This window comes from Pseudomonas sp. GW821-FHT07F01, from assembly GCF_059418825.1.
Genome location: NZ_JBWKQO010000004.1, coordinates 544,715 through 557,425 on the forward strand (window position 1 = coordinate 544,715; position 12,711 = coordinate 557,425).

Annotated in this window: 8 protein-coding genes; 7 read left to right on the plus strand and 1 reads right to left on the minus strand. The window is 63.9% G+C overall.

The genetic code is table 11. The annotated features are described in order from the left end of the window. The first annotated feature begins 227 nt into the window (after positions 1-227). The 4 genes from cysK (at position 228) to AC07R1_RS16985 (ending at position 4,309) form a co-directional block, all read left to right on the plus strand. Positions 228-1,202, plus strand: a complete 975-nt coding sequence (gene cysK, locus AC07R1_RS16970; protein ID WP_320334678.1) for a cysteine synthase A — start codon at positions 228-230, stop codon at positions 1,200-1,202. A 226-nt stretch (positions 1,203-1,428) separates the two neighbouring features. Continuing rightward, the gene (locus AC07R1_RS16975; RefSeq protein ID WP_011059858.1) at positions 1,429-2,367 is read left to right on the plus strand and encodes an aspartyl/asparaginyl beta-hydroxylase domain-containing protein; all 939 of its coding nucleotides are present in this window, start codon (positions 1,429-1,431) and stop codon (positions 2,365-2,367) included. Between the two features lie 352 nt (positions 2,368-2,719). Next, a complete protein-coding gene (locus AC07R1_RS16980; protein WP_015634560.1) occupies positions 2,720-3,583 on the plus strand; it encodes a DMT family transporter in 864 nt (287 codons plus the stop codon). Positions 3,584-3,931: 348 nt separating this feature from the next. After that, positions 3,932-4,309, plus strand: a complete 378-nt coding sequence (locus AC07R1_RS16985) for a hypothetical protein (protein ID WP_053156843.1) — start codon at positions 3,932-3,934, stop codon at positions 4,307-4,309. A gap of 28 nt (positions 4,310-4,337) precedes the next feature. Here AC07R1_RS16985 and AC07R1_RS16990 read toward each other — a convergent pair whose 3' ends face one another. Beyond that, positions 4,338-5,231 carry a DMT family transporter gene (locus AC07R1_RS16990; protein ID WP_495110764.1) on the minus strand — a complete coding sequence of 298 codons (894 nt, stop codon included), beginning with the start codon at positions 5,229-5,231 and terminating at the stop codon, positions 4,338-4,340. 248 nt (positions 5,232-5,479) lie between these two features. Here AC07R1_RS16990 and aceK point away from each other — a divergent pair, with 248 nt between their 5' ends. The 3 genes from aceK to AC07R1_RS17005 all read left to right on the plus strand — a co-directional run bounded on the left by aceK (position 5,480) and on the right by AC07R1_RS17005 (position 12,644). After that, the gene (aceK, locus tag AC07R1_RS16995) at positions 5,480-7,201 is read left to right on the plus strand and encodes a bifunctional isocitrate dehydrogenase kinase/phosphatase (RefSeq protein WP_053149632.1); all 1,722 of its coding nucleotides are present in this window, start codon (positions 5,480-5,482) and stop codon (positions 7,199-7,201) included. A 135-nt stretch (positions 7,202-7,336) separates the two neighbouring features. Continuing rightward, positions 7,337-11,248, plus strand: a complete 3,912-nt coding sequence (gene hrpA, locus AC07R1_RS17000; protein ID WP_019093328.1) for an ATP-dependent RNA helicase HrpA — start codon at positions 7,337-7,339, stop codon at positions 11,246-11,248. Positions 11,249-11,522: 274 nt separating this feature from the next. After that, complete coding sequence (locus tag AC07R1_RS17005) at positions 11,523-12,644, plus strand: beta-ketoacyl-ACP synthase III (protein ID WP_019093329.1); 1,122 nt, start codon at positions 11,523-11,525, stop codon at positions 12,642-12,644. Positions 12,645-12,711: the final 67 nt, after the last annotated feature.

The window sequence follows — 12,711 nt, forward strand, 5'->3', positions numbered from 1 at the left end:
TACAGGCATTGACTGCGTCCGTTGGCAGACGTTCGAGTCAATGTTCCCGGGGTGGCCTGGGGCGCAGGTTCGGGGAACGCAGGAGCCGGGCCATGAACTCGGCGTCGCTGATGTGTCTCTTGCATAGGCACGACTGGCCCGGCTGGCCCGGGTGTTGCGCGACTGGACGCTCAAGGGCGCCAGGCATACCCTTGGGGACTTCTTCACTGCTGCATAAGGACCCAGCCATGAGCCGAATTTTTGCTGATAACGCCCATTCCATCGGCAATACGCCCTTGGTGCAGATCAACCGCATCGCCCCGCGCGGGGTGACCATCCTGGCCAAGATCGAAGGGCGCAACCCGGGCTATTCGGTGAAGTGCCGGATCGGCGCGAACATGATCTGGGACGCCGAAAGCAGCGGCAAGCTCAAGCCGGGCATGACCATCGTCGAGCCCACGTCGGGCAACACCGGGATCGGCCTGGCCTTCGTCGCCGCCGCCCGTGGCTACAAGCTGATGCTGACCATGCCGGCGTCCATGAGCATCGAGCGGCGCAAGGTGCTCAAGGCCCTGGGCGCCGAGCTGGTGCTCACCGAGCCGGCCAAGGGCATGAAGGGGGCGATCGAAAAGGCGGCGGAAATCGTTGCCAGCGACCCGGCCAGGTACTTCATGCCGCAGCAGTTCGATAACCCGGCCAACCCGGCGATCCACGAAAAGACCACCGGTCCGGAAATCTGGAACGATACCGACGGCGCTGTGGACGTGCTGGTGGCCGGGGTTGGCACAGGGGGCACCATCAGCGGTGTGTCGCGCTACATCAAGAAGACCCAGGGCAAGCCGATTCTCTCGGTGGCGGTGGAGCCGGCGACTTCTCCGGTGATCACCCAGAAACTCGCCGGTGAAGAGATCAAGCCCAGCCCCCACAAGATCCAGGGCATCGGCGCCGGTTTCGTGCCCGGGAACCTGGACCTGGCGATGGTCGACCGGGTGGAGCTGGTGACCGATGAAGAGTCCAAGGCCATGGCCCTGCGGCTGATGCAGGAAGAGGGCATCCTCTGCGGCATCTCCTGCGGCGCGGCGATGGCGGTGGCGGTACGCCTGGCGGAAACCCCGGAAATGCAGGGCAAGACCATCGTGGTGATCCTGCCGGACTCCGGTGAGCGCTACCTGTCGAGCATGCTTTTCAGCGACCTGTTCACCGAGCAGGAAAACCAGCAGTAAGCACGGATCAGGCATTCGCCCGCAGGAGCCGGCTTGCCGGCGAATGCTGACCCATATCAGGCCAGGGCCTGGCTGCTTATGCTACTTAACGCCTTTGTTGCATAACCGTTAACGCTGAATGTTGGGTTGTGCGGGTTTTTCCAGGGCCCAGGAGTGTTTATCATTGCCGGCTGCCAGGTCGGGTGAACGCTCCCCCTACAGGTGCCTATTTCCAAGGAGTCGTTGCATGAGCTTTTCCTTTACCGCCAAGGTCGCGGTGTTGTCGCTGTTCGTCGGCAGCATTCTCTACGTGCACCTGCGCGGCAAGGCGCGTCTGCCGGTACTGCGCCAGTTCGTCAACCATTCGGCGCTGTTCGCCCCCTATAACGCCCTGATGTACCTGTTCTCCGGGGTGCCTTCCAAGCCGTACCTGGACCGCAGCAAGTTTCCCGAGCTGGACATCCTGCGGGACAACTGGGAAGTGATCCGCGAAGAGGCCATGCACCTGTTCGACGAGGGTTACATCCGCGCCGCCGAGAAGAACAACGATGCCGGCTTCGGCTCGTTCTTCAAGAAGGGCTGGAAGCGCTTCTACCTCAAGTGGTACGACAAGCCGCTGCCCTCGGCCGAGGCCCTGTGCCCGAAGACCGTCGAGCTGGTGAGCGCGATCCCCAACGTCAAGGGCGCGATGTTCGCGCTGTTGCCCGGTGGCAGCCACCTCAACCCGCACCGCGATCCCTTCGCCGGTTCGCTGCGTTATCACCTGGGCCTGTCGACCCCCAACTCCGACGCCTGCCGGATCTTCGTCGATGGCCAGGAGTACGCCTGGCGCGACGGTGAAGACGTGATGTTCGACGAGACCTACGTGCATTGGGTGAAGAACGAAACCGAGATCACCCGGGTGATCCTGTTCTGCGACATCGAGCGTCCGCTGAGCAGCCGCCTGATGACCCGCATCAACCGTTGGGTCAGCGCCCAACTGGGCCGCGCCACCGCGCCGCAGAACCTGGACGACGAGCGTGTCGGCGGGATCAACCAGGCCTACGCCTGGAGCAAGCGCTTCAGCGACAGCTTCAGTGGCGTGGTCAAGCAGTGGAAGCGCCGCCATCCCAAGCTGTACCGCATCCTGCGCCCGGTGCTGGCAGTGGTGGTGCTGGTAGTTCTGTGGAAGTGGCTGTTCGGATAAATCTTGCAATGAATATCGGGCGCTGGTTATATTCGGCGTCCGATGAGTCCAGCGACTCAGGTTTTTCCTCTCTCGAGAACCATCAGTACATGGCCTTTTCCCTTCTCAACGCGGTAGTGGTTTCAGCGGTCAACGCTGGCGTCGTGCCGTGCGGGAATCAGCAGCCTGTGCAGATCGGTCATTACCCCCCACCTGTCAGTAGCACGCCGGTGTACGCAGTCGTATCACCGCCGGGCGTTGGCTTCTCGGGCTGATCAGCAACCGCTGCTGTTCCCTGCGCCCGCCTGAAAAAAACACTACTGAACTTCAGCCTCGGCTGAATTGGCTTCTTGCCTGATTACAGGTGGTTTTCATGTTGCTCATTTCAAAAAAGTCCGCGCTCGCGGCCGCTTCCACGAGCCTGTTCGTCCTGCTCTGGAGCAGTGGCGCCATCTTCTCCAAATGGGGCCTGGCCCACGCTTCACCCTTTGCCTTCCTGCTGTTGCGCTTCGTCATTGCCCTGATCGGCCTGATGCTGCTGGCGCCCCTGCTCAAGCTCAGGTTGCCCCGTGGGCGCCGGGCCATGGGCTTTGCCGTGGCCACCGGCCTGGTGCTGCTGGGGGCCTACCAGATCTTCTACATCCTGGCCCTGGACCTGAAGGTGACCCCCGGGGTCATGGCCACCATCATGGGGGTGCAGCCGATCCTCACGGTGGTGCTGATGGAGCGCCAGCGCTCCTGGAGCCGGCTGTTTGGCCTGAGCCTGGGGCTGGCCGGGCTGGTGATGGTGGTCTACCAGAGCATCGGCCTGGCGGGGATGTCCATCACCGGCATGCTGTGCGGGCTGCTGGCCCTGGTCAGCATGACCGCCGGTTCGATCATGCAGAAACGCATCACCGACAATCCCCTGGGCACGCTGCCGGTGCAGTACCTGGCAGGGCTGCTGCTGTGCGCGCTGTTCGTGCCGTTCCAGCCGTTTCACTTCGAGCACAGTGCAGGTTTCGTGATTCCACTGCTGTGGATGGGGCTGGTGGTGTCGGTGCTGGCCACGCTGTTGCTGTATCGGCTGATTGCCCAGGGCAACCTGGTGAATGTCACCAGCCTGTTCTACCTGGTGCCCGCGGTGACCGCGCTGATGGACTACCTGTTCTTCGGCAACCGCCTGGGGCTGCTGAGCCTGTTGGGCATGGGCCTGATCATCGTCGGGCTGGTGTTCGTGTTCCGCAAGCAGCCTTGACCGCCCTGGGCGGCGTGAGCTCTGCGCGCCGTCGCTGACGACACCGGCCGGGTGCAATGCCCGGTCGGTTGTTTTCCCTATTTATGGCATGAAGGGTCGACTTTTATGTCGAATGGTGGCCATATGGCATCATTGTCGAAAAGGTACTCGCCAACTGCATTGGGATAGGGCTTCAGCGCCGCGTGGGGCAGCTCGAAGAGTCGCCTGAGCAACGCTTGCAGGTGATTTTGATAACCAGTTGATTGGACTTCTTTTCTAATGCTTCCAAACAGTCCATCAGACTTTTCTCAAAATCTAAAGCCCGTACCTAGACTGACGATACAGTCCTTACACACAAGGAGAGTCAGGATGAACGTAGCGCTTGCTTCCACTGCTTTGAGTCTGTTCCTTGGGCTATCGGGCAGTTGCCTTGCCGCCACTCCCTCAGGGCAAGGCATCATCCGTTTTTACGGCAAGATCGTAGAGTCCAACTGCACCTCCAATGCTGCCAGCGATGGGCTGAACTTGCGGCAGTGCCCTCAGGGCTCGCGCGGGGGATCCATTGACGTTCGGCGGGTCGGCCCGCTGGCCAGCGCCAGCGGCCCGGGAAACTCCGTAGTCAAGGTCAAGCTCCTGGCCGACAGCGGGCGCGAGGGGCGCTATTACGACCAGCACTATGCCGTTATCGACCAGGCAGGCAAGGCCGTGACCTCGGGCGCCTACCTGATCACCCTGAGTGTTCCTTGAAGCCTGTTGGCCGCTCAAGGCACGGGCCTCAAGCCGTTACCTTCACCGCCGGCCTGAGCACCAGCCACAGCGCGGCGGCAATCAACGCGCCGCCATACAGGTGGGCCATGGACAGCGGCTCGTCCAGCAGCAACGCGCCCCACAGTACGCCGAATGGCGGGATCATGAAGGTCACGGTCATCGAACGCACCGGGCCGATGGCGCTGAGCAGGCGGAAATACAGCACGTAGGCAAACGCGGTGCAGCCCAGCCCCAGCCCCAAAAGCGATAGCCATACGCTCCAGCCACCCCAGCTGGGGGGCGGCTGGCTGATGGCGTTGTAGGCGAACAGCGGCAACAGCAGCAGGGTCGCTCCCAGCATGCTGCCCAGGGCCGACAGGCGGCTGTCCAGGCCGCCGGCCTGGTCCAGCCAGCGTCGGGCGAGGAACCCGGCGAAGCCGTAGCAGGTGGTGGCCATCAAGCAGGACAGGGCGCCCAGCAGCAGGTCTCGGTCGAAGGCCACGGGGCCGGCGCGGGTCAGGATGCCGACGCCGAGCAGGCCCAGGCAGACCCCGGCGAATTTGCTCGGGGTCAGGCGTTCATGGAAAAACAGGCCGCCGATCAACACCCCCATCAACGGCGTGGTGGCATTGAAGATCGCCGAGTAGCCGGCGGGCAGCACCTGGGCCGCCACCGAGTACATCGTCGCGGGTATCCCGGAGTTGATCACCCCGAGCAGCAGCACGGTCTTGAGCTTGCCGCGGAAGTTCCAGTCGACCCGCATCAACGCCAGCATCACCAGCAGCCCGATCGCGGCGATGGACACCCGGAAGAAGGCCGTGGGCACGCTGCCCAGTACCGGGGCGATGATGCGCATGAACAAGAAGCTCGCGCCCCAGATGGCGGCCAGCGACAGCAGGCGCAGCAGATCGACAGGTTTCACAGGAGGTTCCTTGGGTTCGGGGCGAGGGATCTTGCCCAGCGTGGCCGGGCATGGCAAACCTTATTGGCGCACGGGGCAAAGAAAACCCGCACCCCGATTGTTGCGTTCAATCCTGCGTTGCAGAGGCCTGGAGACAGAGCGACCGCCGGGTCATTTTTCGGCGTACGTCCCAACACAAAAATACGCTTCTCTTCACCTCGTTTCACTGGCTAAGCTCTGGCATCGTAAATTCCCGCAGAGGTCTCTTTATGTCGCAGTCATGGCCCGCCGCCGATATCGCTCGAATGATCCTCGATGGCTTCGACGACTACCGCGAGCACTTTCGCCAGATCACCGACGGTGCCCGGCAACGCTTCGAGCAGGCGCAGTGGCAGCAAGCGCAAAAGGCCTCGGCAGCGCGGATCAACCTGTATGAAGAGAAGGTGGGCGAGACCGTGGCGCGCCTGCACCAGGCCTTCAGCTCCGAGTCGCTGATGGATGTCAGCCAGTGGCCACTGGTGAAAAGCGCCTACATCAGCCTGATCGACCTGCGCTTTGACGATGAGCTGTCCGAGACCTGGTACAACTCGATCTTCTGCGGCCTGTTCAGCCACGACCTGATCAGCGACGGCTGCATGTTCATCCACACTACCCGGCCCAGCCTGCGCCGGGCCCGGGCCGCGCAGACCCGCAGCTACAAGCCCCAGGGCGAACTGGCGACGATGCTCGAACAGGTGTTCGCCGACTACCGCTTCAGCGAGGACTACGCCGACCTGCCGGGGGACCTGCGGCGCCTGGAGGCGCAATTGCGGGAGAACCTGCCGGACTGGGTGTGCAAGGACCCGGAACTGACCCTGGAACTGTTTTCCTCGGTGCTCTACCGCAACAAGGGTGCCTACCTGGTGGGGCGCATCTTCACCCATGAAGAACAGTGGCCGCTGGTGATCCCGCTGCTGCACCGCGAAGGTCGGGGGATCCAGATCGACGCGCTGATCACCGACGAGGCGGACGTCTCGATCATCTTTTCCTTCACCCGTTCCTACTTCATGGTGGACGTGCCGGTGCCGGCGGAATTCATCGGCTTCCTCAAGCGCATCCTGCCGGGCAAGCACATCGCCGAGCTGTACACCTCCATCGGTTTCTACAAGCACGGCAAGTCGGAGTTCTACCGTGCCCTGATCAACCACCTGGCCAGCACCGACGATCGCTTCATCATGGCCCCCGGGGTGCGCGGCATGGTCATGAGCGTGTTCACCCTGCCGGGCTTCAACACCGTGTTCAAGATCATCAAGGACCGCTTCTCGCCGTCGAAGAACGTCGACCGGGCCACGGTGATCGAGAAATACCGGCTGGTGAAAAGCGTGGATCGGGTGGGCCGCATGGCCGATACCCAGGAGTTCGCCGACTTCCGCTTCCCCCTGAGCAAGTTCGACCCGGCGTGCCTTGAGGAACTGCTGGAAGTGGCGCCCTCCACGGTGGCGGTGGAAGGCCAGACGGTACTGATCCGCCACTGCTGGACCGAGCGGCGCATGACCCCGCTCAACCTCTACCTGGAGCATGCCAACGAAGCCCAGGTGCGCGAGGCCCTGGAGGACTACGGCCTGGCGATCAAGCAGCTGGCGGCGGCCAACATCTTCCCCGGCGACATGCTGCTGAAGAACTTCGGCGTCACCCGCCATGGCCGGGTGGTGTTCTATGACTACGATGAAATCTGCTTCCTCACCGAAGCCAACTTCCGCCACATTCCGGCCCCCCGTACCCCGGAAGATGAAATGGCTTCCGAACCCTGGTATTCCATCGGCCCCCACGACGTGTTTCCCGAGGAGTTCCCGCCGTTCCTGTTCGCCGATGCCGGCCAGCGCAAGCTGTTCGACCAGCTGCACGGCGAGCTGTACAACGCCGATTACTGGAAGGGCCTGCAGGAGGCCATCCGCGCCGGCAAGGTGATCGATGTCTTCCCTTACCGGCGCCAAGGCCTGGAAGACGAATAAATAGACGTGCAGGAGCCGGTTTGCCGGCGAGGGCGCCCTCACTGGCCCCTTCGCCGACAAGCCGGCTCCTACGTATTGCATGGACTTTTCTGCGACAATCGCGCCCTGCCTAAATAGACGACCCTTGCGTACCTGATGACTGACGAATCGCCTGCAATCGACCAACTGCTGAAAAACCTCGATCAAGCCATGCTCGGCGACCGTCACCGGTTGCGCCGGCAGTTGCTCGAACTGCGCAAGAAGCCCGACGAGGCCAAGCTCGCCCAGTGGCTGGAGCGCATGCAGGCTTCCTGCAACCTGGTGACGGCGCGTCGCCAGAGCGTGCCGCAGATCCGCTATGACGACAGCCTGCCGATTGCCGCCAAGCGCGACGAGATCAAGGAGGCGCTGCTCAAGCATCAGGTGCTGATCATTGCCGGCGAGACCGGCTCGGGCAAGACCACCCAGTTGCCGAAGATCTGCCTGGAAATCGGTCGTGGCCAGCATGGCCTGATCGGCCATACCCAGCCCCGGCGGATTGCCGCCCGCAGCGTGGCCAGCCGGGTCGCCGAAGAGCTGGCCACGCCCCTGGGCTCGCTGGTGGGCTACCAGGTGCGCTTCGAGGACCAGAGCGATTCCAGCACCCTGATCAAGCTGATGACCGACGGCATCCTGCTGGCGGAAACCCAGAACGATCGCTACCTGGAACGCTACGACACGATCATCGTCGACGAGGCCCACGAGCGCAGCCTGAACATCGACTTCCTCCTCGGCTACCTCAAGACCCTGCTGCCGCGGCGCCCGGACCTGAAGGTCATCATCACCTCGGCGACCATCGACCTTGAGCGCTTCTCCAAGCACTTCGATAACGCGCCGATCGTCGAGGTCTCCGGCCGTACCTTCCCGGTGGAAACCTGGTATCGCCCGTTGACCCTGGAACAGGACGAGGAGGGCAACCGGGTCGAGGACGACCTCACGGTGGACCAGGCGATCCTCGCCACCCTGGATGAAATCGCCGCCCATGAACGCAGTGAAAGGCGCAGCCCCGGGGATGTGCTGGTGTTCCTGCCCGGCGAGCGGGAGATCCGCGACGCCGCGGAGATGCTGCGCAAGGCCCAGCTCAAGCACACCGAGATCCTGCCGCTGTACGCGCGCCTGTCGCCGGCCGAACAGCAGCGCATCTTCCAGTCCCACCCGGGCCGCCGCGTGGTGCTGGCCACCAACGTCGCCGAAACCTCGCTGACCGTGCCGGGCATCCGCTACGTGATCGACAGCGGCACTGCGCGCATCAGCCGCTACAGCTACCGGGCCAAGGTCCAGCGCCTGCCCATCGAGGCGATTTCCCAGGCCAGCGCCAACCAGCGCAAGGGCCGTTGCGGCCGGGTCGAACCGGGGATCTGCGTACGCCTGTACAGCGAGGAAGATTTCCTCGGCCGGCCGGAATTCACCGACCCGGAGATCCTGCGTACCAACCTGGCGGCGGTGATCCTGCAGATGCTGCACCTGCGCCTGGGGGAAATCACCGCCTTCCCGTTTATCGAGCCGCCGGATGGCAAGGCCATCAGCGACGGTTTCAACCTGCTGCAGGAACTCTCGGCAGTCGACCGCAACAGCCAGCTGACACCACTGGGCCGGCAACTGGCGCGCCTGCCGGTGGATCCGCGCATGGGCCGCATGCTGCTGGAAGCGGCCAAGCTCGGCAGCCTCCAGGAAGTGCTGATCGTCGCCAGCGCCATGTCGATCCAGGACCCCCGCGAGCGTCCGCCGGAGCGCCAGCAGGCCGCCGACCAGGCCCACGCCCAGTGGAAGGACGTGGATTCGGACTTCGCCGGGCTGGTCAACCTGTGGCGCGGCTTCGAAGAACAGCGCCAGGCCCTCACCGCCAGCCCGCTGCGCAACTGGTGCCGCAAGAATTTCCTGAACTACCTGCGCCTGCGCGAGTGGCGTGATTCGCACCGGCAATTGAGCCTGATCTGCCGCGACCTGCAACTGAGCCTGAACAAGGAGCCGGCGGACTACCCGAAACTGCACAAGGCGGTGCTGGTAGGCCTGCTCAGCCAGATCGGCCAGAAGACCGAAGACGGCGACTACCTGGGGGCCCGCCAGCGGCGCTTCTGGATCCACCCGTCCTCGGGCCTGGGCAAGAAGCGCCCGCAATGGCTGATGACCGCCGAGCTGGTGGAAACCACCAAGCTCTATGCGCGCATGGTGGCCAGGATCGAGCCGGACTGGATCGAGCCCCTGGCCGGCCATCTGGTGAAGAAGAACCACTTCGAGCCCCATTGGGAGAAGAAGCGCGGCCAGGTAGTGGCCTACGAGCAGATCACCCTGTTCGGCCTGATCGTGGTCGGCCGCCGGCCAGTGCATTACGGCCCGGTGGACCCGGTGGTGTCCCGCGAGCTGTTCATCCGCGAGGCCCTGGTGCGTGGCGAAATCCAGTCCAAGGCCAAGTGCCTGAGCGCCAACACCCAGTTGCTGGAACAGCTCGATGCGCTGGAGGCCAAGGCCCGGCGCCGCGACATCCTGGCCGACGAGGAAACCCTGTTCGCCTTCTACGACGCGCGCCTGCCAGCGGAGATCCACCAGACCGCGACCTTCGACAGTTGGTACCGGGTGCACAGCCAGAAGAACCCGCAGTTGTTGATCATGCGCGAGGAAGACGTGCTGGCCCGCGAGGCCAGCGAGGTCACCGCCAAGCAGTACCCGGACACCCTGCATATCGGCGACCTGGAACTGGCCCTGAGTTACCACTTCGAACCCAACCATCCCCGGGACGGCGTGACCCTGCGGGTGCCGGCGCCGCTGCTGCCGGCACTGCCCGCCGAACGCCTGGAATGGCTGGTGCCGGGGCTGATCGAGGCCAAGTGCATCGCCCTGGTGCGCAACCTGCCCAAGGCCCTGCGCAAGAACTTCGTGCCGGTGCCGGACTTCGTCAAGGCCGCCCTGCAGCGCATGGTCTTCGCCGAGGGCTCCTTGCCCCAGGCCCTGGGCCGCGAGCTGCTGCGCATGACCGGTGCCCGGGTCAGCGACGAGGCCTGGAGCGAAGCCGAACAACAGGTGGAAAGCCACCTGCGGATGAACCTGGAAATCGTCGACGCCCAGGGCAAGTTCCTCGGCGAAGGCCGCGACCTGGCCGAACTGACCGCGCGTTTCGCCGAAGCCAGCCAGGCTGCCCTGGCGGTGCCGCAGACTGCCAAGAGCCAGCAACCGGTGCAAGCCAAGGTATTTGCCGCGGTGGCGGAAAAGACCCAGCAGAAGATCGCCGGGCTGTCGATGACGGTGTACCCGGCCCTGGTGGAGGAGGCGGGTACGGTCAAGGAAGGGCGCTTCTCCACCGCTGCCGAGGCCGAGTTCCAGCATCGCCGGGCCTTGCAGCGCCTGCTGTTGCAGCAACTGGCCGAGCCGGCCAAGTTCCTGCGGGGCAAGTTGCCGGGCCTTACCGAGCTGGGCCTGCTGTACCGCGAACTGGGCCGGGTCGATGCGCTGGTGGAGGACATTCTCCTGGCCAGCCTCGACAGTTGCATTCTTGAAGGCGAGGCCGTGCTGCCTCGGGATGGCGCGGGCCTGGCCTCCCTGGCCGAGCGCAAGCGTGGTGCCTGGACCGAGCACGCCGAGCGCCTGGCACGCCTGACCCTGGAGATCCTCAAGCTCTGGCACGGCCTGCAAAAGCGCTTCAAGGGCAAGATCGACCTGGCCCAGGCCGTGGCCCTCAACGACATCAAGGCCCAGCTGGCGAACCTGGTGTACCCGGGCTTTGTCCGGGAAACCCCGGCCCTGTGGCTCAAGGAACTGCCGCGTTACCTCAAGGCCGTGGAACTGCGCTTCGAGAAACTCGGCAGCCAGGTGCAGAAGGACCGGGTCTGGAGCAGCGAGCTCACGGGCCTGTGGAGCCAGTACCAGACCCGGGCCCAGAAGCATGCCCAGGAAGGCAAGCGCGACCCGCAGCTGGAGCTGTACCGCTGGTGGCTGGAGGAGTACCGGGTGTCCCTGTTCGCCCAGCAGTTGGGGACCAAGGTGCCGATTTCCGACAAGCGCCTGAGCAAGCAGTGGAGCCTGGTCGACGCCTGATCTAAAGCCCTTCGCAGGCGCTGGCGTGCCAGCGAAAGCGCCGCCAGGGGCGGCACAGGGTTGACTCCGTCGATCTTGCAGTTGCGGCGAAATGGCGGAGGTTATGGCAAACTCCGCCGTCATAAATGCCGGCCCCGGCTTTCTGCATCGCAGGCAGCCTGGGCGGATCGGAATAAAGCGATGCCAGAAACGGCTCCCTTGGCGGGAGTCGTCCCTTTACGGTTTGGCACGTGAGTGCCAATACCTTCTGCCTCAACACATTAGAGGAACGACCGTGCACAACGTCGTCATCAGCGGCACCGGCCTGTTTACCCCGGCCAACAGCATCTCCAACGAAGAGCTGGTGGAATCGTTCAATACCTACGTCCACCAGTTCAACAGTGACAACGCTGCCGCCATCGAGCGCGGCGAAGTGCAGGCCCTGACCGAATCCAACGCTGCCTTCATCGAAAAGGCCTCGGGCATCAAGAGCCGCTTCGTCATGGACAAGGACGGCATCCTCGACCCGCAGCGCATGGCTCCACGCCTGCCGGAACGCTCCAACGACGAATGGTCGGTACTCTGCCAGATGGCCGTGGCCGCCGCCGAGCAAGCCCTGCAGCGGGCCGGCAAGACTGCCGCCGACATCGACGGGGTGATCGTCGCCTGCTCCAACCTGCAGCGCGCCTACCCGGCCATCGCCATCGAAGTCCAGGCCGCACTGGGCATCCAGGGTTTTGGCTTCGACATGAACGTGGCCTGCTCCTCGGCGACCTTCGGCATCCAGGCGGCCTGCAACAGCGTGCAACTGGGCCAGGCCCGGGCGATCCTGATGGTCAACCCGGAAGTCTGCACCGGGCACCTGAACTTCCGTGACCGCGACAGCCACTTCATCTTCGGCGACGCCGCCACTGCGGTGGTCATCGAGCGAGCCGACCTGGCCACCTCCGAGCACCAGTTCGACATCGTCAGCACCAAGCTGCTGACCCAGTTCTCCAACAACATCCGCAACAACTTCGGCTTCCTCAACCGCGCCGCGGAAGAGGGTATCGGTGCCCGCGACAAGCTGTTCGTCCAGGAAGGCCGCAAGGTATTTCGCGATGTATGCCCGATGGTGGCCGAGCTGATCGCTGCACACCTGGAAGAAAACCAGCTCAACGTCAGCGACGTGAAGCGCTTCTGGCTGCACCAGGCCAACCTCAGCATGAACCACCTGATCGTCAAGAAACTCCTGGGCCGCGAAGCCTCGGTGGAAGAAGCGCCGGTGATTCTCGACACCTACGCCAACACCAGTTCGGCGGGTTCGGTGATTGCCTTCCACAAGTACCAGGACGACCTGGCCAGCGGTTCCCTGGCCGTGCTCAGCTCCTTTGGCGCCGGTTATTCGATCGGTAGCGTGTTGCTGCGCAAGCGTTGATCCAGGGTTGGGGTGTGGCGTCGGGCGGGATTGGCGCGTCACACCCCCTCAAACCTGCATGATTGAA

Coding starts and splice junctions, on each gene's coding strand:
- AC07R1_RS16980 (WP_015634560.1), top strand. CDS start 2,720: ATGTTGCTCATTTCAAAAAAGTCCGCGCTCGCGGCCGCTTCCACGAGC.
- AC07R1_RS16975 (WP_011059858.1), top strand. CDS start 1,429: ATGAGCTTTTCCTTTACCGCCAAGGTCGCGGTGTTGTCGCTGTTCGTC.
- aceK (WP_053149632.1), top strand. CDS start 5,480: ATGTCGCAGTCATGGCCCGCCGCCGATATCGCTCGAATGATCCTCGAT.
- hrpA (WP_019093328.1), top strand. CDS start 7,337: ATGACTGACGAATCGCCTGCAATCGACCAACTGCTGAAAAACCTCGAT.
- AC07R1_RS16985 (WP_053156843.1), top strand. CDS start 3,932: ATGAACGTAGCGCTTGCTTCCACTGCTTTGAGTCTGTTCCTTGGGCTA.
- cysK (WP_320334678.1), top strand. CDS start 228: ATGAGCCGAATTTTTGCTGATAACGCCCATTCCATCGGCAATACGCCC.